26 protein-coding genes and 2 pseudogenes are annotated in these 25005 nt (G+C 72.1%); 22 read left to right on the top strand and 6 right to left on the bottom strand.

The window, feature by feature from the left end:
- Position 1: 1 nt before the first annotated feature.
- The 7 genes and pseudogenes from D1J60_RS00535 to D1J60_RS00505 all read left to right on the top strand — a co-directional run bounded on the left by D1J60_RS00535 (position 2) and on the right by D1J60_RS00505 (position 5851).
- Entirely contained in the window at positions 2-433 is a 432-nt protein-coding gene (locus D1J60_RS00535) for an SRPBCC family protein (RefSeq protein WP_125819662.1), read from the top strand.
- Between the two features lie 19 nt (positions 434-452).
- Positions 453-1952 (top strand): cryptochrome/photolyase family protein, encoded by a 1500-nt coding sequence (locus D1J60_RS00530; RefSeq protein ID WP_125819661.1) that lies wholly within the window; start codon positions 453-455, stop codon positions 1950-1952.
- A gap of 120 nt (positions 1953-2072) precedes the next feature.
- Positions 2073-3662, top strand: coding sequence for an SDR family oxidoreductase (locus D1J60_RS00525; RefSeq protein ID WP_241253077.1), 1590 nt, complete (start codon positions 2073-2075; stop codon positions 3660-3662).
- Positions 3659-3985 carry a UBP-type zinc finger domain-containing protein gene (locus tag D1J60_RS00520; protein ID WP_241253076.1) on the top strand — a complete coding sequence of 109 codons (327 nt, stop codon included), beginning with the start codon at positions 3659-3661 and terminating at the stop codon, positions 3983-3985. Before D1J60_RS00525 ends, D1J60_RS00520 begins: the two co-directional genes overlap by 4 nt.
- Before the next feature lie 113 nt (positions 3986-4098).
- Positions 4099-4638: a DUF4383 domain-containing protein gene (locus D1J60_RS00515; protein ID WP_125819659.1), complete on the top strand. Its 540-nt coding sequence runs from the start codon at positions 4099-4101 to the stop codon at positions 4636-4638.
- 24 nt (positions 4639-4662) lie between these two features.
- Positions 4663-4863: pseudogene (locus D1J60_RS00510) on the top strand (DUF6480 family protein); the annotation flags it as partial.
- Between the two features lie 91 nt (positions 4864-4954).
- Positions 4955-5851 (top strand): oxygenase MpaB family protein, encoded by an 897-nt coding sequence (locus tag D1J60_RS00505; protein WP_125819658.1) that lies wholly within the window; start codon positions 4955-4957, stop codon positions 5849-5851.
- Here D1J60_RS00505 and D1J60_RS00500 read toward each other — a convergent pair.
- A complete protein-coding gene (locus D1J60_RS00500) occupies positions 5832-6329 on the bottom strand; it encodes a MarR family winged helix-turn-helix transcriptional regulator (protein WP_164720797.1) in 498 nt (165 codons plus the stop codon). The two genes, D1J60_RS00505 and D1J60_RS00500, sit on opposite strands and share 20 nt — an antisense overlap.
- A 61-nt stretch (positions 6330-6390) precedes the next feature.
- Here D1J60_RS00500 and D1J60_RS00495 point away from each other — a divergent pair, with 61 nt between their 5' ends.
- From D1J60_RS00495 to D1J60_RS00475, 5 genes are all read left to right on the top strand, one after another.
- On the top strand, positions 6391-8508 hold the full coding sequence (locus D1J60_RS00495; RefSeq protein ID WP_125819657.1) for an MMPL family transporter: 2118 nt from the start codon (positions 6391-6393) through the stop codon (positions 8506-8508).
- Between the two features lie 180 nt (positions 8509-8688).
- The gene (locus D1J60_RS00490; RefSeq protein WP_125819656.1) at positions 8689-8997 is read left to right on the top strand and encodes a hypothetical protein; all 309 of its coding nucleotides are present in this window, start codon (positions 8689-8691) and stop codon (positions 8995-8997) included.
- A gap of 201 nt (positions 8998-9198) precedes the next feature.
- A complete protein-coding gene (locus D1J60_RS00485; RefSeq protein WP_125819655.1) occupies positions 9199-10071 on the top strand; it encodes an SDR family NAD(P)-dependent oxidoreductase in 873 nt (290 codons plus the stop codon).
- A gap of 19 nt (positions 10072-10090) precedes the next feature.
- The gene (locus D1J60_RS00480; RefSeq protein ID WP_125819654.1) at positions 10091-10564 is read left to right on the top strand and encodes a MerR family transcriptional regulator; all 474 of its coding nucleotides are present in this window, start codon (positions 10091-10093) and stop codon (positions 10562-10564) included.
- A 118-nt stretch (positions 10565-10682) separates the two neighbouring features.
- Positions 10683-11204, top strand: coding sequence for a GNAT family N-acetyltransferase (locus D1J60_RS00475; protein ID WP_125819653.1), 522 nt, complete (start codon positions 10683-10685; stop codon positions 11202-11204).
- Here D1J60_RS00475 and D1J60_RS00470 read toward each other — a convergent pair.
- A complete protein-coding gene (locus D1J60_RS00470; RefSeq protein ID WP_164720796.1) occupies positions 11201-11980 on the bottom strand; it encodes a TIGR04222 domain-containing membrane protein in 780 nt (259 codons plus the stop codon). The two genes, D1J60_RS00475 and D1J60_RS00470, sit on opposite strands and share 4 nt — an antisense overlap.
- A gap of 98 nt (positions 11981-12078) precedes the next feature.
- Positions 12079-12510 carry a hypothetical protein gene (locus D1J60_RS00465; RefSeq protein ID WP_125819651.1) on the bottom strand — a complete coding sequence of 144 codons (432 nt, stop codon included), beginning with the start codon at positions 12508-12510 and terminating at the stop codon, positions 12079-12081.
- Positions 12511-12753: 243 nt separating this feature from the next.
- On the opposite strand from D1J60_RS00465, the gene D1J60_RS00460 reads away from it, so the two are divergent.
- The 3 genes from D1J60_RS00460 (at position 12754) to D1J60_RS00450 (ending at position 15522) form a co-directional block, all read left to right on the top strand.
- Positions 12754-13707: an STAS domain-containing protein gene (locus tag D1J60_RS00460; protein WP_164720795.1), complete on the top strand. Its 954-nt coding sequence runs from the start codon at positions 12754-12756 to the stop codon at positions 13705-13707.
- 122 nt (positions 13708-13829) lie between these two features.
- Positions 13830-15047 (top strand): protein kinase, encoded by a 1218-nt coding sequence (locus D1J60_RS00455; protein ID WP_125819649.1) that lies wholly within the window; start codon positions 13830-13832, stop codon positions 15045-15047.
- 169 nt (positions 15048-15216) lie between these two features.
- Positions 15217-15522, top strand: coding sequence for a hypothetical protein (locus D1J60_RS00450; RefSeq protein WP_125819648.1), 306 nt, complete (start codon positions 15217-15219; stop codon positions 15520-15522).
- Between the two features lie 4 nt (positions 15523-15526).
- Here the strand turns inward: D1J60_RS00450 and D1J60_RS00445 are convergent, their stop codons facing one another.
- Entirely contained in the window at positions 15527-16804 is a 1278-nt protein-coding gene (locus D1J60_RS00445) for a hypothetical protein (protein ID WP_125819647.1), read from the bottom strand.
- A 340-nt stretch (positions 16805-17144) separates the two neighbouring features.
- On the opposite strand from D1J60_RS00445, the gene D1J60_RS00440 reads away from it, so the two are divergent.
- Positions 17145-17429, top strand: coding sequence for a hypothetical protein (locus D1J60_RS00440; RefSeq protein WP_164720794.1), 285 nt, complete (start codon positions 17145-17147; stop codon positions 17427-17429).
- A gap of 148 nt (positions 17430-17577) precedes the next feature.
- On the opposite strand, the gene D1J60_RS00430 is transcribed toward D1J60_RS00440, so the two are convergent.
- Together D1J60_RS00430 and D1J60_RS00420 are read right to left on the bottom strand one after the other, a co-directional pair.
- A complete protein-coding gene (locus D1J60_RS00430; RefSeq protein ID WP_125819644.1) occupies positions 17578-17928 on the bottom strand; it encodes a PRC-barrel domain-containing protein in 351 nt (116 codons plus the stop codon).
- A 674-nt stretch (positions 17929-18602) separates the two neighbouring features.
- The gene (locus D1J60_RS00420; RefSeq protein ID WP_125819642.1) at positions 18603-19922 is read right to left on the bottom strand and encodes a hypothetical protein; all 1320 of its coding nucleotides are present in this window, start codon (positions 19920-19922) and stop codon (positions 18603-18605) included.
- A 321-nt stretch (positions 19923-20243) separates the two neighbouring features.
- On the opposite strand from D1J60_RS00420, the gene D1J60_RS00415 reads away from it, so the two are divergent.
- The 6 genes and pseudogenes from D1J60_RS00415 to D1J60_RS00390 all read left to right on the top strand — a co-directional run bounded on the left by D1J60_RS00415 (position 20244) and on the right by D1J60_RS00390 (position 24776).
- Positions 20244-20438 (top strand): hypothetical protein, encoded by a 195-nt coding sequence (locus D1J60_RS00415; RefSeq protein WP_125819641.1) that lies wholly within the window; start codon positions 20244-20246, stop codon positions 20436-20438.
- A 53-nt stretch (positions 20439-20491) separates the two neighbouring features.
- A pseudogene (locus D1J60_RS00410) lies at positions 20492-21371 on the top strand (IS5 family transposase).
- A gap of 73 nt (positions 21372-21444) precedes the next feature.
- Positions 21445-21738, top strand: coding sequence for a hypothetical protein (locus D1J60_RS00405; RefSeq protein ID WP_125819640.1), 294 nt, complete (start codon positions 21445-21447; stop codon positions 21736-21738).
- Positions 21739-22110: 372 nt separating this feature from the next.
- Positions 22111-22539 (top strand): SsgA family sporulation/cell division regulator, encoded by a 429-nt coding sequence (locus D1J60_RS00400; protein WP_164720793.1) that lies wholly within the window; start codon positions 22111-22113, stop codon positions 22537-22539.
- Between the two features lie 179 nt (positions 22540-22718).
- Complete coding sequence (locus D1J60_RS00395) at positions 22719-23030, top strand: hypothetical protein (RefSeq protein WP_125819638.1); 312 nt, start codon at positions 22719-22721, stop codon at positions 23028-23030.
- A gap of 333 nt (positions 23031-23363) precedes the next feature.
- On the top strand, positions 23364-24776 hold the full coding sequence (locus D1J60_RS00390; protein ID WP_125819637.1) for an erythromycin esterase family protein: 1413 nt from the start codon (positions 23364-23366) through the stop codon (positions 24774-24776).
- Positions 24777-25005: the final 229 nt, after the last annotated feature.

The following is a 25005-nucleotide window of genomic DNA, read 5'->3' as shown; positions in this document are numbered from 1 at the left end:
CATGATCCACGTGACGCGCACGATGCTCGTGCCCCGCCCTACGGAGGACGCGGTGGCCTACTTCGCGGACTTCGCCCACACACAGGAGTGGGACCCCGCGACCGTCTCCTGCGTCCGCCTGGACCGGGGACCCCTCGAGCCGGGCGCGCGCTGGCGCAACCTCTCCCGCTTCCGCGGACGCACCAGCGAACTGGAGTACCGCCTCGATGTCCGACAGGCCGACCATCTCGTGTTCACCGGCCGCAACGGAACGGTGCACGTCACGGACGACCTCCGTTTCACGCCCGCGTCCCCCGAGTCCACACGGCTGACCTACGACGCGACCTTCGCCTTCAAGGGCGTCGCCCGTCTCGCGGCCCCGTTCCTGCGCGGAGAAGTCGACCGGCTCGCCGACGACGTCGCCGCCGCGGTGCCCCGTGTCACGGCCCGCTGAACCCCCGCCGGAGGTATCCGTGTCCGCTCGGCACTGGCTGTTCGGGGACCAGCTCGGCCCGCACTTCCTGACGCCGCGCGCCGACGGACCCGCCCCGGACGCGCCCGTTCTCATGATCGAATCCCGCTCGGTGTTCCGCCGGCGCCGGTTCCACCGTGCCAAGGCCCACCTGCTGCTCTCCGCGATGCGCCACCGCGCGGCCGAACTCGGTGACCGCGTCCGCTACGTGCGGGCGGAGACCTACACGGCCGCCCTGCGGGAAACCGTCGGCGACGCCCCCCTGACCGTGCACCACCCGACGTCACGCGCCGCACACGACTTCGTCAGCACCATGGAAACCGTGCGGGTCCTCCCGGCCCGCGGCTTCCTGCTGCCGGGCGCGGCCTTCCGCTCCTGGGCAGCCGGACGGGAAAGGCTGCGGCACGAGGACTTCTACCGGTGGGCCCGCCGCGAACTCGACCTGCTCATGGACGGCGGCGAGCCCGCCGGCGGCCGGTGGAACCACGACCAGGCCAACCGGGAACCACCGCCCAAGGGTGCGAGGACCCTCGGCGCGCCCGCCCCCTACCGGCCCCGCGAGAACGACATCGACGAGGAAGTACGCGCCGACCTGGACCGCTGGGAGCGAGAGGACGGCATCGTCTTCGTCGGGCGGGACGGGCCGCGCCTGTTCCCCGCCTCGCGCCGCGAGGCCCTGACCGCACTGCACCGGTTCATCGAGCACCGCCTGGCGGGCTTCGGCCCGCACGAGGACTCCGTCCTCGCCCATGACCCGGTGATGAGCCACAGCCTCCTGTCCTCCTCCCTGAACCTGGGCCTGCTCGACCCCGTGGAAGTCGTGAGCGCCGCCGAGACCGCCTGGCGCGACGGACGGGTACCCGTACAGAGCGCGGAAGGGTTCGTACGGCAGGTCGCCGGCTGGCGCGAGTTCGTGTGGCACCTGTACTGGTACTTCGGCGAGGACTACCGCCACCGCAACACCCTCGGCCACCGCACCCCGCTGCCCGACTGGTTCCTCGAGCTCGACGCCGACGCCGTCACCGCCCGCTGCCTGTCCACCGTGCTCCGCCAGGTCCGCGACACGGGATGGACGCACCACATCCCCCGGCTGATGCTCCTGGGCAGCTACGCCCTCCAGCAGGGCTGGGACCCGCGCGCCGTCACGGACTGGTTCCACCGGAGCTTCGTCGACGGCTACGACTGGGTCATGCTCCCCAACGTCATCGGCATGTCCCAGTACGCCGACGGCGGCCTCATGACCACCAAGCCGTACACCAGCGCCGGGGCCTACATCCACCGCATGAGCGACCTGTGCGGAGGCTGCGCCTACCGGCCCGCGGACCGCACCGGAGACCGCGCCTGCCCCTATACGACCGGCTACTGGTCCTTCGTCCACCGCCACCGCGCCCGGCTGGCCGCCAATCCGCGCACCGCCCGCGCCGCACAAGGGCTGGAGCGGCTCGACGACGTGCAGGACGTCCTGCGCACCCACCGCCGTCAGACCCGGACGCCGCCGTGACGGCCCCGGACGACACGTACCGGCCTCCGAACGGAAGCCGGCCCCGATGTGCGTGATCCTGGGGGAGGGGCGAGGCCCCACCCCGTTTCCCGCCGCAACCACCCCCGAATGGAGGCTGCCGTGGACAAGACCCCGGGAGCAGGGCGAGCGCCCCTGGCCTGCCTGGTCACCGGCGCCACCGGATACATCGGCGGCCGCCTGGTGCCCGACCTGCTGGCCGCCGGCCACCAGGTCCGCTGTCTGGCCCGCTCACCCGAACGGCTCCGTGACCAACCGTGGGCCGACCGCGTCGAGACCGTCCGCGGCGACGTCACGGACGAGGCCGCCACCACGGCCGCCCTGCGGGGCATCGACGTCGCCTACTACCTCGTCCACTCCCTCAGCGGCGGCCGGCACTTCGAGGAGAGCGACCGGCGGGCGGCCCGCACCTTCGCGCGAGCGGCCGAAGCCGCCGGCGTGGGCCGCATCGTCTACCTCGGCGGACTCGTACCGGCCGACAAGCCCACCGGTGAACTCTCGCCCCACCTGCGTTCCCGCGCGGAGGTCGGCGAGATCTTCCTGCGGTCACCCGTCCCCTCCACCGTCCTGCGCGCCGCCGTCGTCATCGGCTCCGGATCCGCCTCCTTCGAGATGCTGCGCTACCTCACCGAACGGCTCCCGGTCATGGTCACCCCGAGCTGGGTCGGCACCCGGGTCCAGCCGATCTCCGTCCGGGACGTGCTGGGCTACCTCGTCGCCAGCGCCCGCATGCCCGCGGAGACCAACCGGTCCTTCGACATCGGCGGCCCGGACATCCTCACGTACGAGGAGATGATGCGCCGCTACGCGGAAATCGCCGAGCTGCCGCCCCGGCTGATCCTGCGGGTGCCGATGCTCACCCCGAGGCTGTCCAGCCTGTGGATCGGCCTGGTCACACCCGTCCCGCGGGCCCTGGCCCGGCCCCTGGCGGAGTCCCTGCGCCACGAGGTGGTCTGCCAGGAGCACGACATCGCCCGCCACGTGCCCGACGGTCCGGGACACCCCCTGGGCTTCGACGAGTCCCTCGAACTGGCCCTCCAGAGGGTCCGCGAAGCCAACGTGGCCACCCGCTGGTCCAACGCCTCCCTGCCCGGAGCGCCCAGCGACCCGCTGCCCACCGACCCCGCCTGGGCGGGCGGCAGCCTCTACACCGACCACCGCTCGCGGGACACCGCCGCCGCCCCGTCCGAGCTGTGGCGGATCATCGAGGGCATCGGCGGCGAGAACGGCTGGTACTCCGCCCCGCTCGCCTGGGCCGTACGGGGCTGGCTCGACCGCCTGGCCGGCGGCGCCGGCATCCGTCGCGGCCGCCGTGACGCCGCCCGGCTGCGGGTGGGGGACTCGCTCGACTTCTGGCGCGTCGAGGAGATCGAACCCGGCCGCCTGCTGCGACTGCGCGCCGAGATGCGCCTGCCGGGCCTGGCCTGGCTCGAGATGTACGCGGACCCCCGCCCCCGCTCCGGCGGATCCTGCTACCGCCAGCGGGCCCTGTTCCACCCGCACGGGCTCCTGGGGCACCTCTACTGGTGGACCGTGTCCCCCTTCCACGCCGTGGTCTTCGGCGGCATGGCCCGGAACATCACCCGCGCCGCCGAACGCCTGGCCGACCGACCCGAGCCCGAGCCCGGGGCCGGCCCCGAGCCCGCCGAAACGTCCGCAACACCCCACGGCGGCGGAGCGGGCCTGCGGTGACCCCCGACGGCGCCCCCTGGACGGTCGCCCCGGACGGCGGGCGCCCCGACGGGCGTACCTGCGCGCACCTGGCGGCCCTGCCCGCGGCCCCGGAAGCCCTCCTCCCCGTGTGCGCCCCGTGCCGGGCCCGCGGCTGGACCTGGAGCCGGCTGAGGTGGTGCACCACGTGCGGGAACGTCGGATGCTGCGACAGCTCCCGGGGGCGTCACGCCCACGACCACCACGCCCGGACCGGACACCCGGTGGTCCTCTCGCTGGCCCCCGACGAGGACTGGGCCTGGTGCTACGCCGACGAGGTCTTCCTGGTCCGCACCGGCCGGTGAGGGACCCGGCCGCGGCGATTTTCGACGCAGAAGCACTGCGAGTTTCGGGAGGGGCGCCTGGGGGTCACGCTGGTTCCCTCGGGACCGACCGCCCCGATCCCCCAGGAGGAGACATGCGCCTGCGAGACGAATTGCCCCTGGACCACCGCCTGAGCCGCGTCTACGGCGTCGGCGCGGCCCTGTGCGGCCTGCTGCTCCTGCTCTTCGGCTGCCTCGGCTTCGCCGGGAGCCTGACCGCGTTCGGCACCGACGGAACGCGCATCGCGGGCCTGTCCACGAACGGGCTGCTCAGCCTGATCTCGGTCCTCTTCGGGCTGCTGCTGGTCGGCGCCGCGGTGGTGGGGGGCAATCTGGCCTCGACGGTCAACATCGCCGTCGGCGTGCTCTTCGTGGTCAGCGGCTTCGTCCACCTCTTCCTCATCGGAAAAGAGGCCAACATCCTCGACTTCGGGATGTCCAACGTCGTCTTCAGCTTCCTCATGGGCCTGCTGGTCATGACGTTCGGAATGTACGGCCGTGTCAGCGGCGGGCTGGCCCACGACAACCCCTACTGGCGCCGGCGCCACCCCGAGCAGGCGGCACGCGAGACAACGGCCTCCCCGCTCCGGGGTGTTGCCCTGGAGGCGGCACCCGACCAGCTCGCCGAGCGCTGAGAACGCCGCCGCCGGGAGCCGAGCACACGCACCACAGGAGGAACCATGTCCGTACCCCAAGTGCCCCCGGAAGAGACCCCGGAAGCAGAGGGATCGACGGCGTCCGCCCATCAGGAGCGCCCCGACGGAGGACCGTGGGAGCACCCCAGGGCCATCCTCGCCCTCATCGTCCTCGGCGCCGTGATGGTCGCCGCCTTCTTCGTCGTCCGCCTCGCCGGCTGGTAGCCCACCGCCCGCCGCCCGGCCCCTCCCGTACGGGCGGCGGGTGTTCGCCCCGCCGCCCGCAGGAGAGCCCGAAGGGAGAGTCGCCGGTCCCATGCCGTGGCCACCGGTCGCCATCCGCAGACTCCGGTCCCGGGCCGGGGAGCAGCTGCTGCTCAGGACCGCCGGCCCGGAAGCGCACCAGCGCCGTACCCGCATCCACGCGACTCCCGGACCGCGCTGGTTCCGCCCCGGCCGCCCGATCCACACCGTGCACGCGGACGCCTCCATGTACGTCGGCGGCCTCGCCGCACTGCTCTTGCAGTCGCTGCACCCCGTCGCGATGACGGCCGTCTGGGCCCACTCCGGGTTCAGGGGGGACCCCTGGGGCCGCCTCCAGCGCACCAGCACCTTCCTGGCGGTCACCACCTTCGGGACGGAAGAGGACGCCGCGCGGGCGGTGCTCCGGGTGCGGGGGGTGCACGAGCGGATCGCCGGAACCACCACCGACGGCACGGCGTACCGGGCCAGTGATCCGCACCTGCTGGCCTGGGTCCACATCGCCGAGACGGCTTGCTTCCTGCGCGCCCACCAGCGCTACGGCCGCCGGCCCCTGGACCGCGCGGGCCAGGACGCCTACGTGGCGGACATGGCCCGCGTCGGCCGGCGCCTGGGGGTCGAGGACCCCCCGGAGGACCGCGCGGCGTTGGCCGCCCGCCTCGAGGCGTTCCGTACGGAACTCAGGCCGACCGCCGAGTCGCGCGCGACCGCCCGCTACCTGCTGTCGCGTCCGCCGCTGCCGTGGCCCCTGCGCATCCCCTACGCGCTCCTGGCGGCCGCGGCGTCGGATCTGCTGCCCCGGTGGGCCCGGGCCCAACTCGGCCTGCCGATCACGACACGGCTGCTGATGCCCGTGGCGAGGCAGGGCGGCCGCGCCGTGACGGCGGCCATCCGATGGGTGACGCCGCCCCCGCCCCCCTCCGGGGTGGGGGTCAGCGGCGGACCTGGATGAGCTGACGGTTCATCTCGCTCAGGAAGCGCACCACCGTGTGCAGCTCGTCGGAGCCGAACTGCTTCCGCGCGGCTTCGGTGGCGCCGGCCAGGGGGCGGAAGTACTCCCGAGCCGCCTCGCGACCGGCCTGGGCGTAGTGGACGTGGACCACGCGCCGGTCGTCGGCGGCCCTGACCCGGCGGACATGGCCCGCCTTCTCCAGCCGGTCCAGGCAGGCCGTGACCGCCCCGGAGGTCAGGTTCATCTGGGAGCCCAGCCGTCCGGGCGTCATGGGCCCGCCGCCCTCCTCGTCGTGCTCGGCGTCCAGGACCGCGATCAGGGCCTGCACGTCGGTGGGATGCAGGCCCTGGGCGTGCGCGAACTCCTGGACGATGCGGTTGAACTCCGCGTTCATCCTCCTCAGCAGGACCGCGAAGGACTGCAACCCGATCGGGTCGTCGCACGGAAGTACGGGGGGAGGGGTGTCGGCGCTGCGCATCTCCCCAGCATATGATCTCTCACTCATTGAGATACTTCATCATTGAGTGACCGGAGGCGTGATGAACTTCAAGACGAGCACCCCGCGCTGGGCCCGGTGGCTGCTGCCCGTCGTCCTGCTCGTGGTCTGGCTCGGCATCGGCGGGGCCCTGGGTCCCTACGCCGGAAAGCTCGGCGAGGTGGCCACCAACGACCAGGCGGCGTTCCTCCCGCGGAGCGCCGAGTCCACCCGGGTCATCGAGGCCCGCAAGGCCTTCGAGACGAGCGAAGCGGTCCCCGCGATCGTCATCTGGCAGGCCCCCGAGGGCAGTCGGACCAGCGACGCGCAGCAGCAGGCGGCCACCACGGCCGTGGCGGCCCTGGCCGGGCAGCGCGGCATCCCCGGCCCGCCGTCCCCCGCGCTGCGCTCGGCCGACGGGCAGGCACTGCAGGCCGTCGTCCCCCTGGCCCCCGACCTCGGTGACCAACTCCCGGCCGTCCTGGACGAGGTGCGCGCGGCCGCCGGGTCGGTGCCGGGGCTGACCGCGGAGATCGCCGGCCCGGCCGCCACGCAGGCCGACCTCGCGGACGCCTTCGGCGGGATCGACGGGCTCCTGCTCGGCGTCGCCCTGGGAGCCGTACTGATCATCCTGCTCCTCGTCTACCGCAGCCTGCTCCTGCCACTGGTGATCATCATCAGTGCGGTCTTCGCCCTCGGCCTGGCCTGCGCGGTGGTCTACGCCCTGGCCGACCACGGCATCGTGCGCGTCGACGGCCAGGTCCAGGGCATCCTCTCCATCCTGGTCATCGGCGCCGCCACCGACTACGCACTGCTCCTCGCCGCCCGCTTCCGGGAGGAACTCGCCGCCCGCGGGGACCGGATGGCCGCGGCGGCCGCCTCCGTACGCCGCTCGGCCGGAGCGATCACCGCCAGCGCCGCGACCGTCGCCCTCGGGCTCCTCGCCCTCCTGGCGAGCGACCTCACCAACAACAGGGCCCTGGGGCCGGTCGGCGCCGTCGGCATCGTCTGCGCCGTCCTCAGCACCCTGACCTTCCTGCCCGCCGCACTCCTCCTGCTGGGCCGCGCCGCCTACTGGCCCGCCACCCCCGGACCGGCCGACGCGACGGCCGAGGGACACCGCGTCTGGCGCCGGATCGCAGGCGTCATCGACCGCGGCCCCCGACGCGCGTGGGTGTCAACGGCCCTGCTGATGCTGGTCCTGGCCGCGTTCTCCCCGATGCTGTCCTCCCAGGGGGTACCGCTCGCCGAGATCTTCGTCAAGGACGCTCCCTCGGTAACCGCCCAGCAGACGCTCGGCCGCCACTTCCCCGGCGGCTCCGGCCAGCCCGCCGTGATCATCACGAACGCCGCCGCCGCACCCGCGGTCCGGGCCGCCGCCGAGCAGACCCCGGGCATCGCCTCGGCCCAGCCGGTGAACGCTCAGGGCCGTCCCGGCGGCGAGCCCCTGGCCGTGGACGGCCGCGTCCGCATCGACGCCACCCTCGAGGCGGCAGCCGACAGCGACGCGGCCAAGACCGCCGTGCGCGAACTCCGGACCCGGGTGCACGCCGTGCCCGGCGCCGACGCCCTCGTCGGCGGCTACACGGCCCAGAAGTACGACACCGAACGGACCGCGGCCCGCGACCGCACCGTCATCGTCCCCGTCGTCCTGGCCATCATCTTGCTCATCCTCGTCCTGCTCCTGCGCTCCCTGCTCATCCCGGTGCTCCTGGTGGCCACCGTCGCCCTGAACTTCCTCGCCACCCTCGGGGTCTCCGCACTCGTCTTCCAGCACCTGCTGGGGTTCAGCGGCACCGACGCCTCGGTACCCCTGTACGGGTTCGTGTTCCTCGTCGCCCTCGGCGTCGACTACAACATCTTCCTCATGTCCCGGGTCCGGGAGGAGACGATCACCCACGGAGTGCGCCAGGGCGTCCTGCGCGGCCTGACCACCACCGGTGGGGTCATCACCTCGGCCGGCGTCGTCCTCGCGGCCACCTTCGCCGCCCTCATGGTCATCCCGCTCGCCTTCCTGGTGCAGATCGCCTTCATCGTCGCCTTCGGCGTACTCCTCGACACCCTCGTCGTGAGGTCGCTGCTGGTGCCCGCCCTGGTGATCGACATCGGCCCCCGCAGCTGGTGGCCCAGCCGCCTCGCCAACGTCCCGGCCGTCCGGACGCATCACCGCCCCGCCCCGTAGCCGGGGCTGACAGGCCGGCCGCCGCGGCGCGGCGGGACTCGCGTAGGGTCGCCGAATCCTTACCGATCAGGGGAGTTGGCAATGGGGCACACACTACGACGGGGTACCCGCGCGGCACTGACGGCGGTGGCGGCAGCCGCGCTGCTGGTGGGCTGCACGGAGGAACCACGGAAGCCGGTCATGCCCGGACCGACGTCCACGGCGGCGGCCGCTCCCCAGGACGCCGCGGCCCTGGCCGATCGCTACCGGGCGGCCGGCGGAGACCCGGACGTGTACGGGATCCAGGTCGAGGACGGACCGGAAGGCATACCCCGGCTGGTCATCCGGACCCGCAACGCGGATGATGCGGACGCGATCTTCCGTCGGCAGAACACCTCGGTCACCACCCACCTGACGACGAAGGAGGGGCTGTCCTTCAAGAAGGGCTACTTCATCGACGTCTTCGGCCCCGACGGCAGACTCATCCACCGCATGGACGCCCGCCCCTAGAGCGCCCGATCAAGCCGCTGACGCCCCGCCGATCCGGTCCCCGGCCGGCGGTGGCCTGAAGGAACGCCTGCAGCCGAATGTCCGGCTCGGCCTCGCTGCGTGCGCAATGGTCGACGGCGACGGGGAGCGGCGTCGGCGCGACCACGATGGCCACGGCCATGCGCTTGCCTTCGAGCGCGCTCGAAGCTTTAGCGTCGGGGCATGACCACGACGAACGACACCAAGACATGGATCATCACGGGCGCGAGTTCCGGCCTCGGCCTGGCCCTTGCCGAGGCGGCACTCGAGGCCGGCGAGCACGTGGTCGGGACCGCACGACGGGCCGACCGGTTCGACGGGCTCAAGGCGCGGTACGGGGCCCGGTTCCTCGCCGTCGAGCACGATGTGCGCGACACGGCGGGAGCGGCCGCGGTCGTGCAACGGGGGCTGGAGGTGTTCGGGCGCGTCGACGTGCTCGTCAACAACGCCGGCACCGGGCAGGTCGGCGCCGCCGAGGAGATCACGGACGCCGAGCTGCGCGCCATGCTCGAGCAGCACCTGTTCGGCCCGGCCGCCTACGTGCGTGCCGTGCTGCCCCACCTGCGGGAGCGTCGCTCGGGCGCGATCGTGCAGATGAGCAGCCAGGGCGGGCGGATGTCGTTCCCCGCCGTCGGCAGCTACTCGGCCGGCAAGTTCGCGCTCGAGGGCTGGTCGGAGGCGCTCGCGGGCGAGGTCGCACCGTTCGGCATCCGCGTCCTGATCGTCGAGCCCAGTCGCTTCCGCACCGCGTTCAACGCCGCCGACGTCCTCAACACGGCCCAGCAGAGCGCAGTCTACGACGAGGCCACCGGTGCCGTGCGCGCGAACATGGCCGAGGCCCACGGCATCCAGGAGGGCGACCCGGTACGCGCCGCCCAGGTGATCCGCGACGTGCTGGGCACCCCTGACGCGCCGCTCCGGCTCCCGCTCGGTGCCGAGGCGGTTCGCAACCTCACCCGCGTCTACCGTGGTGCGCTCGAGGACGTCGAGAAGTGGGCGGCGGTGAGCGAGTCGGCGGACTTCCCGGGCATGCCGCCCGCCGTACGCGCGTTCTGATCGCCGTACGCTGTGGGCCATGGCCACTGAAGCCCTGATCGAACGCATTCTCGCTGCCAGCGACGCGTCCTCCTCGTCGGCGATCGACGCGCTGCACGAGCTGCTCGACGACGCCACGCCCGAGGCCTCGGCGATGCCCACAAGCGTTGCCGAGGCCGCCCGGCTCGTCGGCCTGTCGACGCACACCCTGCGGTACTACGAGCAGGAGGGACTCGTGCGGCCCGCGCGCAACGCCTCCGGGTACCGCGAGTACTCCGCGTTCGACCTGCGCCGCCTCGTCTTCCTCACGCGGATGCGCCTGTCCGGTATGACCATGTCCGACCTCAAGCGCTACATCCAGCTCGTCGAGCAGGGCCCGAGCACCATTCCGGAACGCCGCCGCATCATGCTCGAGCAGCGGGAGCGGATCACGCGGCAGATCCGTGAGCTCGGCCTGGCGCTGGAGACCACCGAGTACAAGATCCGCGTCTACGACGGACACCCGGAAGGCTGACCCCCGCCCGCGCCCCGGCGGGGGTGTCCGTCACAGCCGCGCGTACTACTGCGGCCCTCGTGCGCCGTGTCGGGCGAGTCTGGTGGTCTGGTCGCCCCGCGTGATACTCCTTCCCGCCATGGGCGATCTCGTGACAGCGCGGCTCGTGCTCCACCCGATGACCGTCAGCGAGGCAGAGCGGGTGGTGGCGGGCGAGTCGGACGGCAGTGCCCGATGGGCGCCCGGATACCCCACCGACGGCGACGTGTTCGCCGCCAGGCGCTTCCTGGGCACTTGCGCGAACACCGGTGATCCCCAGCCGTTCGGCAACTATGAGATCCGTCGCCGCGAGGACGGCCTGGCGATCGGCGGCCTGGGCTTCCACGGGCCTGCGGACGAGAACGGCAGCCTCACGATAGGTTACGGCCTCATCCCGTCGGCGCGAGGCAGGGGATACGCCTCCGAAGCCCTCCGCGGCCTGCTGCTGTTCGCGCGGGCAGGCGGCATCACCTGCGTGAAGGGAGACGCCGACCACGACAACCTCGCGTCCCAGCACGTCATGACGGCAGCCGGCATGCGGGCCGCCGGGCAAGACGAACGCGTCAGGTACTTCGAGACCGCCTGGACCGACCGGACGACGAACACTGACCGACGCTCCTAACCCCCGCAGCTGGCGAACGCCTCGCCCGAGCCCCCACCGCCCCGGTCCATCGGCGTTCCCGGCGGGCGGGTCAGCAGGCCGCTCTCCTGCGTGAACCGGGGGAGCTGGGCGCGGAGGGCCGGGGCGCCGAACAGGGCGACGCTCAGCAGGAGTTCGTCCGGCCGGCTCCGGGTCGCCGTGCGGACTCCCGCGTGGTCGAGGCGCAGCCGGGCGAGCAGTGCCGCACCGGCCAGGGTGCGGCGGGGCCGTACCCACAACGCCACCGCCCCCACGTCGGCGAGGAGCCCGAGCCCCACCCACACCGCCGCGTCCTGCCCGCCCGCCGCGGCGGCCAGCGGCGCGGCCGCGAAGACCGGCAGCAGGAGGCTCCGTACGGCCCGCGCCCGCCTGCGGGACACCACCAGCCCCGCCCGCTCCAGCTCTTGCGACACCCCGCGGACGGCCCGCCGCACCCGTTCCGTGTCCTGGAGGCGGCGCGGGTGGAGCGGTTTGTACAGCACGCTGAACTGGGCGCGGGCCACCTGGGAGCAGCCGTGCGGAAGCCGGGCCTTGCCGGGCTCCACGGTCCGCCGCCATCCGGCCTCGACGGAACCGGCCAGGTACAGCTCGACCAGCCCGCACTGGGCCGCCCCCCGCGCACCGCCGCGCAGCAGGCCGACCTCGACGGGGGAGAGCCGCCGGTCCAGCTGCCCGCGGCCCGGGCGAAGGCGCAGCACGGCGGCGATCAGCAACAGCAGCCACGCCCCGGCCGCCGAGACGGCGTTGACGACGAGCACGCACCCTCCTCCCCGGGGCACTCAGCCTGCACCCGAAGCGTGGATTCCGCCAGCGTCCCCCCCCCGGTGGGCCTCGCCCCACGCGCGACTTCACGGCGTCACCCGCCTCGCCGCGACCAGAGCGCGAGCGGACCGAGCAACCGGCTGAAAGGCCGCGGAGCTGCGTCATGAGGTGCCGACGGAGTTCCACCTTCGATCTCGCGCAGCAGTTCCCCGTCATCGCCATAGAGCTCAAGACTGAACCGCAGACCGAACCGGTTCAGCAGCACCGCCAGATCCTCGAACCGCAGAGGGTCGACGACTCCGTTCAGGAGCGTGTCCCCGTCGGCCGGGTCGACCTCGATGCGGCACCAGCTGGTCTCGAGCTCGTACGACTCCCACGAGGAGCCTGATGTGGACCGCCAGCCGGCCCCGATGAACAACTCGGCGACCAGCGATGCACTCGAGGCCCCCGCCAGGCCACCACACACGTTGTTGTCGATCTCGAGCCAGACGGGATCGAGCGGCTGTCCCTCGTCGGATATGTCCACCGCTGGATTATGAAGCAGACCCCAACCCACGATCGCACACGCCGTCGCTGGGGGTCAGGTGTTCCTTTCGGGGGTAGGTTGAGAGGGAGCCGTTGACGACTCCCGCGCTGCCGCGTCCTCTTCGGAGAGGGCGCTTCCGGTACGGACCTCCTCGACGTGCGGCCGCCCGGCTGCGCACTTCCACCCCTGGGGTGGCGGAGGGCTCCGACCGACAGGACGCGCACCATGGAACCCAGCCCTTCCGTGAACCCTGCGCACGAAGCGGAGACCCTCGCGCCCGATGCGGTGATGCCGGGGCTGAGTACCCACCGGCTGGCAGGTCCTGCGGGGACACGGATCCTGGCCGTGGTGGGCGAGGCCGACATCGACACCGAGCCTGCCCTCGCCCGAGCCTTGAACGCCGCCCTCCGCGAACCGCCCGTTCCGCAGGCCCTCACGGTCGACTGCTCCGGCCTGTGGTTCTGCGGGTGCGCCGGCCTCCACCAGCTTCTGAGGGTCCGACGCGCTGCTGCCGAGGCCGGCGTCTCCTTCGCCCTCGCGGCCCTCAGCCCCCAGGCCACCCGCCTCCTCGACCTCACCGGTACCCGTGCCGTCTTCGACGTTCTGCCCGCGGTCCCGCCCATGCCTCCCACCAAGCCCCGCACGCCGGGACGGGCAGTGCCCGCAGGACGGAACCCGCGGCGGGCGGGCGGACCAGCTCCCGCGCCCGATGCCGTACCGGCAGACGTGGGCATAGGAGCGCAGGTAGCCGCACTCACCGCGCAGATCGAGCGGCAGACCAACGCCGGCCAGTGGGAGCTGTCCGAAGACGACACGGCCCTGGCCCGCGCCACCGCCACGCGCCTCGGGACGTTCGTGGGCGCCGCAGCAGTCCAGGAGGCACTGCCCGGCATCGAACGCCTCGAGTACCTGCGCGAGGCCCTCGCGGTCCTGGCCGTCGGCACCGCCCACACCCACGGACAGCTCGCCTGGTTCCTCGGACGCGCCGCTGCCGCCCTGTCGCCGGTCCTGCACTGGCGCGCCCTGACGGCCGACCAGGAGCACGCGCTGGGCACCATCGTCCCCACGCTGGAGGAGTTCACCGACGCGGAGAACGCCGTCCGCCGGCTGGACACCGTCCTCGCCCGCACCACCACCCACGGCCCCGCGACCGAAGCCGCCCCCGCCTGCCCCCGGGCGGGCAGCCGCGACCTGTAGGCGTGCGGCGCGGCCACCGCCGGGTACCTACCGCTACGACGTCCGCATTCCTATCCTGTTCCTGCCCGAACTCCGGGCAGGAACGCCAAGGGGCATGCGACGCGTGTCCGAACGGGGGAGCGATGGCATGGGGGGCACATCCGGGGACGGTGATCGGCGGGCGTTACCGGCTGATCCGCCCGCTGGGAGCCGGGGGTTTCGGTGAGGTCTGGGAGGCCCACGACCCGGTGCTGGATGTGGACGTGGCGATCAAGATGGTGCGCCTCCGCTCGGTCCCCGACGAGGCGCGCGCGGAACTCCTGGCCCGGGCGGCCCGCGAGTCCCGCAACGCGGCGCGCTTACGGGACCACCCGCACATCATCACCGTCCACGACGTGGTCGAGGTCGACGACGCTCCATGGATCGTTATGCAGCTGGTGGACGGCGGGTCGCTCGCGGACGAGCTGAGGGCCAACGGCCCGCTGACGCTGCGGCGGACCCTCGACGTCGCCGGGGCACTCCTGAGTGCGCTGGGCGCGGCCCACGAGGCGGGGATCATGCACCGGGACGTCAAGCCGGCCAACGTGATGCTCGGCGGGAACGGTGACGTCCTGCTCACGGACTTCGGCATCGCCGTGGCCCACACCGATCCCCGGCTCACCCGCACCACCATGGTCATCGGGTCGCCCGCCTACATGGCACCCGAGCGCTGGCAGGGCGCGCCGAACGACGGCAGGTCCGACCTCTTCTCGCTGGGCGTGACGCTGTACGAGGCAGTGGAAGGCGTGCCCCCGTTCCCCTCGGACAACCTCACCGCCGCTCTGACGCAGACGCCCCGTGCCCCGCAACGCGCCGGTCCGCTGACGCCCCTGCTCATCGGCCTGCTGGCGAGGGACCCGGCCGATCGCCCCACCGTCCCCCAGGCGCTGGCCATGCTCGGCCGCGCCAGAAGGACCGCCGCGCGCCCCACGGAGGGCAGGCGGTCGGGGGCACCAACGGCCCCGCCGACGACCGACGAGCGGCGACACGGGGCCCACGACGCTTCGGTCCGCCGGCTCGCGGCCGAGCACGACGTGGACGTGAACTCCGTCAAGGGCACGGGCGCCGGCGGCCGTGTCCTGGTGCAGGACGTCATCGCCGCCGTCAAGGCCAGACACGGCGCCTACGCCACCCCCGCCGCCCGGGAGTTCGCCGCCCAGCAGGGCATCGACCTGGCCGGAGTCGCCGGAAGCGGCAAGCACGGCCTCATCTGCATACAGGACGTCAAGCATCCCTCCACCGGGAAGACGGGTGCCGGCGGTGTGGCGGTCGCAGTGGCGTGCGTGGTGCTCCTCCTCTTCCTCCTGTCGCGGCTCACCTGAGGCACTCCCGCCGTTTCCGCCCCCAGACGCGCGGGCTGCCGTGATCATGGACGGCCACGCCGGACAGTGGCCGGCGCGCCGGCTACGGACGGTGCTGCGAGGCCGCGGGACCGGCCCCGACCGGCGATATTCGGCGGCGGTGGCCGCCCCCGGATGGCAGGCTGGACCGATGCCTCCCTGGACTCCGTCGGCCGTACTGTTCGACAACCTGCGGTACCTGCTCAACGAGTGGGATCCGATCGGGGTCGCCGACCTCTCGCCGGACGAGTACGACTGCATGCTCGTCCCGTTGTTCCAGCGCCTCCACCGCGGCACCACACGGGCGGAGATCGGTGAGTTCCTCTGGTATGAGCTGGAGGACCACTTCGGGCTGGACCCCGTCGCCCGCCGGACCGACGCGATGGCCGACCGGCTGCTCGCGTGGTGGTCCGCGGTGGGCCCGTCCCCGGACACCGGTCCGACACCGGCGCCCTGACGCCCTAAGCGAGCGCGGCGACGGCTTCGACGGGACGACCGTGCCTGATCAGGATCTCCGCGAGCACGCGCGCCGCCCCCGGCTCCGTGGAAGCACCGAGCAGGTCGACCGCCTCCTGTACGCGGCCGGCCTCGCCCAGCACCCAGCCGATCGTCGTCTGCGGCTCGCTCTCGACCTCCGGCGGCAGGGCGGCGGCGTGCGCGAGGGCCTCGTCGTACAGGCCTGCTTCCGCCAGCACCCACACCCGGTTCGTGAGCAACCACCAGTCGTACTCCTCGGCGAAGGCGGGGCTGCGCTCGTCCATCAGCCTCAGCGCCTCATCCGGCCGACCCGCGTCGACGAGCAGGTGAACGGCCGACTCCAGAAGGTTGCCGTCGCCGAGGTACTCGAAAGCCGGCCGCGCCACCTCCACCGCATCGTCCAGGCGGCCCTGCCTGCCCAGGTGGGACATCAACGCTGCCCTGTGGCCACCGGCTTCGAGGAAGGCACCGGCCTCCTCGGCCCGCCCGAGCCGCTCCAGGGCCATGACGTACGGCTCCAGCGCGGACCGCCCGTGCCCGCCGACGGCCAGCTCGCGCAGGGCCTCAACCCGGTCGTGACGTGCGAGGAGCCGCGCGTGGAACTCCACGGTGTTCAGGACGTAGAAGTGCCCCGCTGCGATATCCGCGGACAGGACGGCGATCGCCTCCTCGGCCCGGCCGCTCCTCTCCAGCACCTGGGCCAGGCTCTCGACGGCCCGGTCGGCGGGATGAGCCCTCGCCCCGGACTTCCTGGCCCGTCTCGCCGCTTCGACCAGCGGGGTCAGCAGCCCCAGCACGCGATCGTCACGGCCCGCGCCCGCCGTGACGTCGACCAGGGCCTGCCGCAGCAACCCGCTGTCCAGACGCGGCGCAAGTACGTCAACGGCCTCGTCCACCCGCCCGGCGCTCGCCAGGATCCGGGCGTATTCCCTCCACCGGGCCTCCACGGGCTCTGCCTCGTCCGGGCGCACCAGATCCAGGGCCGGTTCCACCTGCCCCGTCGCCAGGAACACATCGGCGGCCTCCGCCCGCGCCGGCCCCCAACCCGTCCGGGCGAAGGGCTCGATCACGGCACGCGCCCGCTCGTACTCCGCCAGTCGGCACAACTCACGCACCGCGGCACGAGCACAGAACCACTTCCCGCGCTCCAGCGCGGCCTGGACCACGACATCCAGGTGGCCCCGCTCCAGGAGCATGTCGACCAGCCGCGGCGAAATACCACCCCACGTGCCCGCCTGACGGTCAAGATCTTCGGCATCCACCGCCGCAGACTACGACAGCACTCGGACCGCGGCCGCTCTGAGGCGCCGTAGGCGGCCGAAGCGGTTCTGCGCCCGGTGCACCGGGTTGAGGTACTGACCGGGGCGGACAGGCGGGCGGATGCGGCGTGCACTCCATGGTCGCGGCGGCCCGCCGGTGCCATCGTGGGAGACATGACGTGGGGGCAGCGGGGCCGAGCGCAGGACGACGCCCCAGTGGCGCTGGTCGGCAGGGAGCGGGAGCTCGGGGAGCTGCTGGCCGTGCTGGCGCCCGGCAGCGGGGCGCGGGCCGTGGTGGAGGCCGGGCTCGCCGGGGCTCGCGCTTTCGGACGCGGCCGGTGCCGTGAGCGTGCTCAACGAGGCACTCCGGCAAAGCCGGTACGCCGGCGACCCCGCGTGGTCGTCCGACGCGCTGTTCGCGCTCGGCACGGCGTACACCGGGACGGCTGACTTCGCCCGCTCTGCGGCAGCCCACTTCGAGGCCGCCGGACTGTTCCGGCAGGCCGGGCAAGAGGACTGGGCGGCGCTCGCCCTGGAGTCAGCCGAGGTCGCCCTCCGCGAAGCCGCCCGCCACCGCGGCCCGCGCGGCCTGTGGCGGCGGCTGCGCACCCGGTTCCGGCGGCGCTGACCGTCACCGCTCCCGGGCCAGGCACCCAGGTCCCGCACTTCATCGACATCGCCCGCAGCGGTGGCACCACCGAGTCAGCGACGCAACGGGTGCGACTGGACACCGTCCTTGGCCACATCCTGCCGAGGTGGTGCGGCTCTGAGCGGGCTCAGTGGCCCGAACCGCCGTAGTACCCGCCGAGCTGGTCGCGGTAGGCGGGGTCGCCCAGGTGCTTTTCCTTGTCGAACTCCGGCGCGTTCTTGATCTGCTCCTTGGTGAGCGAGACCAGGATCCGGCGCTCCTCGTTGTCGATGGCCGTCACGGTGCTGGCGGGCAGCAGGACGTCCTTGCCGAAGATCCATACGCCGGTGTCGACAACGATGTACTGGTCGGCGACCTCGTCGGAATGCTTGCCGACCTTGCCGATGTGCCCGTCGGCGGCTTCGACCCTGTACCCCGTGAGATCATCGTCCGGGCCGTGACCGGCAGTCGGAACGTAGCTCCACATTTCGTTGTTCATTCAGTACTCCTTAGTCGATACCTAAAGTGCGCAATCCAAATGCCCGCGCGAGCCGTCATGATCAACGGCTCCTGCACCTCCGCTGCCCTGTCGGAGCGCCGCCAAACAATAAACAAAAAAGGCATGTGTGCCGTCGAGCAGGATCGGGCCGGTGCCGAGCCGGCGCCGACCGTGGCGGTATTGGGGGAGTTGCGGGGCGAGGGCCGGTGCCCAGGGCTGGTGACTCCTTTGATGAAGAATGCGCATCTGGGGAAATGGAAATGATGGAACGCGCGGAATTCCGGAAGGCGCGTGTGCTGCCTGGCGACAGGGGTGTTCACTGGCGGTGGGAGTGCTGAGCGGCTATCCGCCCCTCCTCGTCGCGCCGGACGTGCAGCCGGTGTTTCCCGCTCGTGAGGGCGCGGGAAGCGAGCTGTTCAACAAGGCGGTCAGCATGACTGCGGAGCCCTGCAGGACAGCAACAAAGGGGCCGGAAGCTGGCGCTGGCTGCCCGCGGCAGGCAGCCGGGGCCCCGACTGTTGCAGCAATGCCACTGGCGCACGCCACCAGCGGCTTGGTGTACTCGCTCACGGTCACGGCGGAGCATCCGCGTCACAGGCGTGCTGCATCCACTCGTGGAGGGCGGCCGCGCCGGCCCTGTGAGATGACGGCGTGGGTACGCCCTGCGAGGACGGTCAGATCCGGTGGAGTGGTGTGGAGTGCGTCCAGTGCCAGTTCACCGGGCCCCACTGCTTCTTCAGGGCAGTTCGCTGCCGGGCGTAGGTGCGCAGGGCTTCCTCGACGGTGTCGCCAAGGGCGCTGAGGTCGTCGGGCGCGGGGACGCGCAGGACGAGGTGCTGTTTGGTGTGGACGAGCAGCAGGTCACCGTTGGGGGCGCAGGCGCCGAGGGTGAAGTGGGTCAGCGGCTTGAACGGCTTGGTCTCGGTGTCCAGCTTGGCGCGGAGGACTCCGGCCTTGTTCCAGGCGTAGAGGCCATAGCGATTGAGGTGGAAGGCGCGGCTGCGGTGCGGGTCTGCGACGAGGCTGAAGTTGAAGCCGGTGAAAGGCGAGTCGCGCCACTCGTGGAGGCCGTGGAGGCGCCCGGTCATCTCGCCCTGGTCGTTGACGAGGGCGAAGACGAAGGGCTGGCCACGGCTGCCGCCCCGGAACGTCTCCGCGAAGAAGGGGACGACGAAGAGGCTGTCGGAGAGAGCCGCCGGGCGGCCGAGAGACGAGCGCTCCCACCTGGACAGGCGGTCCTCACCGGCTGCGAGCTCGGTCAGTGCGGGCCGGGGCCGATTGGTCATCCCGATCGGTGAGCCTTGGTACGTGGCATGCGGGCGGAGATCGACGGGGCTCTGGTGGGCCGGTTCGGGGTCGAGGGACGCGAGGGCGCGGATCGGCGGCTTGGAGTCGGCGGTCAGGGGGCCGTCGGCGATGCCGACGAGGTTGGTGAGGAGGTTGCCGTACCTCCACACGCCGTACTCGGCGAGCGTGCACAACAGCCGGCCCGAGGGCGTGACGCTGATCGATCCGGCGAAGGGGTCACCCTCCCCGGGCGCGAACTCCCGGTAGGGCCGCCCGTCTTTCGAGTCGTAGACAGCCAGGACCAGGCTCAGATCCGGTGCGACGAGGGTGGTCCTGTCCGGGGTCGCGGTGATGGCCAGAACCCCGTCCGGCAGGACGCACAGGCCCAGGTCCCCGCCGTCCGCCACGGCCGAGTCTCCCTTCTCTGCTCCGCCCGTACGGAAGAGGGCGCTGGCAAGGACTTCGCCCTCCGCGGAATACCGCGTGATGATCCGGTAGCCGAAGTCCGCGCTCTTCGGGCCCGGTTCGTCGTCGGCGGCCCGGTACATGTGGCGGTAGAGGGTGGCCAGGGTGTACACCTCACCGTTCGACGAGCCGGCGGCATCGACGAAGGTCAGACCCCAGCCCTTCGAGTACAGCGCGGTCAGGTCGATGGCGTGGTGGTCGACCAGTGTGGTCGGCAGTGCCAGGGGGAGCGTCTGGATCATGCCCCCATCCTGCGCCACGGTACTGACACGGGGCCTCATGCTCCGGCCTTCCGCCGGGCCGCCCATCCGCTCAAGAAGGGGCAGCCGTTCGCCCGGCCGCTCGCTCGATGGGTCAGCCGGTGATCGAGAAGACGATCAAACCGTCCAAGGCATCCGCGGACCCGCGAACAGACCGGTACCGAGGGTGCCCCGTCGCCAGGACGCGCCCGGCTTCCGGACAGGGGGGGAGTATCCCGGGCGAATGCCGCAGACCCCATCACCGCACAAGCCGCCCTCTGAGACGATCAACGTGATCGAACGAAGAAACATGAGGTGGGGAATATGGTTGGTCTGGTGCTGCTCGGTATCGTGGCGCTCGCCGTCGGCGGGTGCGCGTGTGTGGTGTGGGCGGAGCGCGGCGGGCCCCGGTGGGCCCGCGTCGTGGCACGGGTGACGCTTGCTGCGGGCGACCTGGTGCGTCGCTCCGAGAAGAACCGGCGCCGGAACCTGAACCGGGGCACCACCGGAGACGATTAGGCACTGTCCGGCGGATCATGTGACTGTCGGATTGCCGGCTCGTTGTTGTTGGCATGGGGCGGGGTGATCTGACGAATGCGGAGTGGGTCCGGCTGGAGCCGCACCTGCCGGTGCCGGGACGGCGTGGCGGTCGGTGGAACGATCACCGCAGGGTGATCAACGGGATCTTGTTCAGGGTCCGGACGGGCGTACCGTGGCGGGACCTTCCCGAGCGTTTCGGCAGCTGGAAGACCGTCTATGAACGGCACCGGCGCTGGTCGGCGGATGGCACGTGGGACCGGATCCTGTGTGCCGTCCAGGCGGACGCCGACCTCGCTGGTCGGCTCGACTGGAGCATGGTCAGCGTCGACTCGACGTCCTGCCGGGCGCATCAGCACGCGGCCGGCGCCCGGAAGTAGAAGCCATGTGTCCCAAAAAAGGACAACGCCCCGGCACCACCGCCCCGACGAAGGACTCGGCCGGTCCCGGGGCGGTCTGACCTGCAAGATCCACCTCGCGGGCGAAGGTGGATGCAGGCCGATGGCCTTCCTGCTCACGTCCGGCCAGTGGGGCGACGCCCCGCAGATGATCGAGGTGCTCCAACGGATCCGGGTGCCCCGGCCGCAGGACGGCCATCCGCGCACCCGGCCGGACCACCTGGGCGGCGACAAGGCATACAGTTCGCGCCGCAACCGCTGCTACCTGCGAAGACGCCAGATCAAGTACACCATCCCGGAACCGAAGGACCAGCGGGCCAACCGCGAACGACGCGGCAGCAAGGGCGGCCGGCCCACCGGCTTCGACAGCGAGATCTACAAACGCCGCAACGAGGTCGAGCGCACGATCAACCGGCTCAAGAACTCCCGGGCCGTCGTCACCCGCTACGACCAGAGGGCCTACGTCTTCCACGGCACCGTCACGGTCACCGCAATCCGGCTCTGGCTCCGCCCGTGAGATGCGCCCTGCATCTGGTTACGCCCAGAACTGCTTAGCCGCCAGCAGCGTCGTCCCCCACAGTGCCGAAGGTATGACGGCACTTGCATCCTTCACCTTCGTGCGCCACATAGACGGGCTCCGCTACCACTTCGGACGCGACGGCGAGCACAACGGCCGCCCTGCCTACCGCCGAACGGACGGGAACGTGTGGTGTGTCTGGTCGCCGACCGACGGCTGGCACTGCGAGATCGCTGACGGCCTCGTCACCGCCCATCCCCTCAATAGCCACGCTGACGAACCCGAACCCCCGGCCACCGTCTGGCGCAGCTTCAAAGACGACCGCTCCTACCTCTACGACCTCCGGACCCTCGACCCCGAAGCTTGATCCGCCGGACAGTGCCTAGGCCGGGAGCCCGCATCCGCTCCCGGACGTGAAGGCGGACGACGTGCCACCCTTCGGGCGCCGGCCGACCGCGCGCATCTCGATCGTCGCGACCCGACCCGGCCCGGCCGCGCCGCGCCTTCCCGCGGTGGCCGGGCGCCTCGCGTCCCACGGCCCTCGGGGCGGACCCTGCGGGCGATCCCGGTGGACCGGCACATCCGCGAGCAGGTGCCGATCTCGTACTCTGATCATTCCGCAGGCGGCTGCCAACGGCGGGGTTCCACCCGATCGGCTCACGGCAGCCACGCGTCAGAGCGCGTGCACGGGGCAGGCGGGAAGCATCGCCCACCATGCTCCTCCCCAGGATTGGATCCCGTGGAGATCACCCCTTGCCCCGGCGCGGCCCGCCGCGACGCCCGCTGGTCCACGTTCGTCCGCCAGTACCTCCCCCATCTGTCCCAGCCGCTCACGGTGCCGGTGACCTTCACCTACCGGTCGAACGACCCGTTGTGCGTGAAAGCCGTCTTCCACTGCCGGCAGGACATCACCTGGATCCTGGGACGCGACATGCTCGCGGCCGCCACCCGTTCACTCATCGGCAGCAGCGACGTCATCGGCTGGCCCGACCCGGTCGACGACCGCCGGCTGTGGTTGCGCCTGGGACCCCACCCTGATCACGCCCTGCTCGGTCTCGACCGCGCACAGCTGATCGCGTGGCTGCAGGCCACCTACACCCTCGTCCCCCCGGGTACGGAGGAGGAGCACATGGACTGGACCCCCATCCATCGGCTCCTGACCTGCTGAGCACGGCCGTGATCAGCGACGCAGCCGTTCGGCCCGACATCGAGGCGGCCCGGCTCGATCCCCGGACCGCCTTGGGCGTGCCGCCTGCGTGGTACGTGCGGCGCGGGCCGCGCGCCTGCATGCTGGAGGCAGGTGTGGTGGGCTTACGTGTCCCGCCCGGGCTCTTTGGAGGCTTGTGGATGTTGATCACCCATGCGCTCGACCGCGGCACCCTCACGGTGAAGGTCCTCCACGGCCTGGACATCACCAACCGGGCAGCGGTGGCCTTCCAGATCGAAGCGCTCGTCACCACCCACCACCCGGAGCAGGTCGTCCTCGAACTGCCCGCCGGTGAACCGGGGCCGGCCACGCTCAGCGCCATGGCTCGTACGCAGCGGATGTGCCGCAGTCTGGACATCGCGTTCACCGTCACCGGCGCCCCCGCCCACACCCAGGAGGCCGACAGCCAGGCTCCCGAGCGGCTGGCCACGGGAGCGCGCCGCGACCGCTGACCCGTTGGGCGCAACCGTCGCTGCCACGATCCGCGCCCGAACTGCCGGAGGAAGACGCCGTCAGCTCCGGAGCATGGCGGGACGGGACGGTCGGCTTACCGCTCCCCCCCCCGCGGTACGGCGACGCCGGCCCGGGAAGCAGTCCCCCGACTTCCCGGGCCCACCGCGGGTCGGCGTCCGCTCTGCTGCGCCCGCTGCCCCCGGCGGTCCGTCGCCTTCAGGACCGGGACTGGAGTCCCATACCTCCTCCGAGCGGCGGTGAGGCCAGCCCCCGGGCCGATGGGGGGCGGGACGGATGGTCTGCGGCAGACCCGCGCGGCGAGAGTGGGCCCCATGAACACGCACAAGGCATCGCTCGCCATTCTGCTCGTCCCGCTCGTTGCCACCCTGGCCGCCGCCCCGGCTGCCTCCGCCGCGCCCCTGCCCACCCCGGCCACCGCTTCGGCTCCCGTCGGCACGGCCTCGTCTGCCGGCCCGCAGCAGGCCACCGCCCCCGCCTTCCGCTCACCCGAGGCAGCCCTCGGCCGGGTGGCCCACCCACTGCACGGCACCGATCCCCGAAGCGGCCTGTCCGACCTCCGCCCGTTCGGCCGGATGGTCGGCGACGCCCGGGTGGTGGGCGTGGGCGAGGCCACCCACAGCTCGCACGAGTTCCTCACCGTCAAGCACCGCGTCTTCCGCTACCTGGTGGAGGAGAAGGGCTTCAGGGCCTTCGCGCTCGAAGCCCCGTGGAGCACCGGACTGCGGCTCGACGCCTACCTCCTGCGCGGCGAGGGCGACCTGAAGCAGATCATGGACGAGGAGTTCCAGGGCACCTACCGGTTCTGGAACAACGCCGAGTACCGCGACCTGCTCCAGTGGATGCGCGCCTACAACCTCAAGCACCCGAAGGACCCGGTCCGCTTCGTCGGCGACGACGGCGGGTTCGCCGGCGCCGAGCTGTACGACAATGTGAACGCCTACGCGGCCGCGGCCCGCCCCGAACTCGCCTCCCAGCTCGCCGAGCTGTACCGGGGCCTGCGTCCCGCCACCGCCGCCGACACGTACGTCAACGACTACCTGGCCAAGCCGCTCGCAGAACGCAGGGAACTCGCGAAGCGGACCGGCCGGGCCGTGGAACTGCTGGGGCAGCGGCCGAGCACGGACGCCGACGCCGACGCGCACGCCTGGGCCCTCCAGCACGCCACCGCGATCCACCAGATGACCACGCTCTACGCCTTCGACTGGGACGACCCCCGGGACATCGCCAACGCCATGCTCCACCGGGACCGGATCATGGCCGACAACGTCACCTGGTGGCAGCAGCGGACCGGCGACAAGATCCTGCTCGCCGCCCACAACGGCCACGTCGCCCTCACGACCTACGTCCCCGACAGGTACCCGACGGTCCAAGGCGGCTTCCTCCGCCGGCAGCTGGGCGCCGCCTACCTCAGCGTCGGCCTCACCTTCGGCCAGGGCGCGTTCAACGCCCTCGGCCACGACGGCGACGTCCACCGCTACACCACCGGTCCGGCCGCACCCGGCACCGCCGAGCACACCCTCGACCGGGTCCGCTACCGCGATTTCATGGTCGACCTGCGCAACACCCCGTCACCGGCCCGCACCTGGCTCGCCGAACCCCGCACCGTCAAGAACATCGGCGCCACCTACCCAGGGCTCGCCGACGCCCCGCAGATCCGGCTGGCGCAGACGCACGACGTCATCATCCACCTCCAGCAGATCCAGGCGGCGCGCCTGCTCGAGTAGACCGCGTTGGCACCGGCGTCGGCACGGCGCGACGTACGACGGCCGAGCCGGACATCGCACCTGCCTCGAACCGGCAGTCACCACCCGCCCGCCCGCAGTTGATGTTCCTCAATTCTTGCTCAGAACAAGGTTCCGATTCCCCCGTTCGGCCGCCGGCGCGGTTAGGTTCTACCTCGCAGCGGGCCGCCTCGTTGACCTGATGGCGGCTCATAAACCTTTTGCTATGGGG

The sequence above is a fragment of the Streptomyces sp. W1SF4 genome, from assembly GCF_003950035.1.
GTDB classification, from domain to species: domain Bacteria; phylum Actinomycetota; class Actinomycetes; order Streptomycetales; family Streptomycetaceae; genus Streptomyces; species Streptomyces racemochromogenes.
This window is presented reverse-complemented; position numbering and strand designations above follow the sequence as displayed.

What these genes read in the sequence shown, in the direction of transcription:
- D1J60_RS00535 (WP_125819662.1), top strand. Translation starts at nt 2, where the DNA reads ATGATCCACGTGACGCGCACGATGCTCGTGCCCCGCCCTACGGAGGAC.
- D1J60_RS00515 (WP_125819659.1), top strand. Translation starts at nt 4,099, where the DNA reads ATGCGCCTGCGAGACGAATTGCCCCTGGACCACCGCCTGAGCCGCGTC.
- D1J60_RS00505 (WP_125819658.1), top strand. Translation starts at nt 4,955, where the DNA reads ATGCCGTGGCCACCGGTCGCCATCCGCAGACTCCGGTCCCGGGCCGGG.
- D1J60_RS00500 (WP_164720797.1), bottom strand. Translation starts at nt 6,329, where the DNA reads ATGCGCAGCGCCGACACCCCTCCCCCCGTACTTCCGTGCGACGACCCG.
- D1J60_RS00495 (WP_125819657.1), top strand. Translation starts at nt 6,391, where the DNA reads ATGAACTTCAAGACGAGCACCCCGCGCTGGGCCCGGTGGCTGCTGCCC.
- D1J60_RS00490 (WP_125819656.1), top strand. Translation starts at nt 8,689, where the DNA reads ATGCCCGGACCGACGTCCACGGCGGCGGCCGCTCCCCAGGACGCCGCG.
- D1J60_RS00485 (WP_125819655.1), top strand. Translation starts at nt 9,199, where the DNA reads ATGACCACGACGAACGACACCAAGACATGGATCATCACGGGCGCGAGT.
- D1J60_RS00480 (WP_125819654.1), top strand. Translation starts at nt 10,091, where the DNA reads ATGGCCACTGAAGCCCTGATCGAACGCATTCTCGCTGCCAGCGACGCG.
- D1J60_RS00475 (WP_125819653.1), top strand. Translation starts at nt 10,683, where the DNA reads ATGGGCGATCTCGTGACAGCGCGGCTCGTGCTCCACCCGATGACCGTC.
- D1J60_RS00455 (WP_125819649.1), top strand. Translation starts at nt 13,830, where the DNA reads ATGGCATGGGGGGCACATCCGGGGACGGTGATCGGCGGGCGTTACCGG.
- D1J60_RS00450 (WP_125819648.1), top strand. Translation starts at nt 15,217, where the DNA reads ATGCCTCCCTGGACTCCGTCGGCCGTACTGTTCGACAACCTGCGGTAC.
- D1J60_RS00430 (WP_125819644.1), bottom strand. Translation starts at nt 17,928, where the DNA reads ATGAACAACGAAATGTGGAGCTACGTTCCGACTGCCGGTCACGGCCCG.
- D1J60_RS00420 (WP_125819642.1), bottom strand. Translation starts at nt 19,922, where the DNA reads ATGATCCAGACGCTCCCCCTGGCACTGCCGACCACACTGGTCGACCAC.
- D1J60_RS00415 (WP_125819641.1), top strand. Translation starts at nt 20,244, where the DNA reads ATGGTTGGTCTGGTGCTGCTCGGTATCGTGGCGCTCGCCGTCGGCGGG.
- D1J60_RS00405 (WP_125819640.1), top strand. Translation starts at nt 21,445, where the DNA reads ATGACGGCACTTGCATCCTTCACCTTCGTGCGCCACATAGACGGGCTC.
- D1J60_RS00395 (WP_125819638.1), top strand. Translation starts at nt 22,719, where the DNA reads ATGTTGATCACCCATGCGCTCGACCGCGGCACCCTCACGGTGAAGGTC.
- D1J60_RS00390 (WP_125819637.1), top strand. Translation starts at nt 23,364, where the DNA reads ATGAACACGCACAAGGCATCGCTCGCCATTCTGCTCGTCCCGCTCGTT.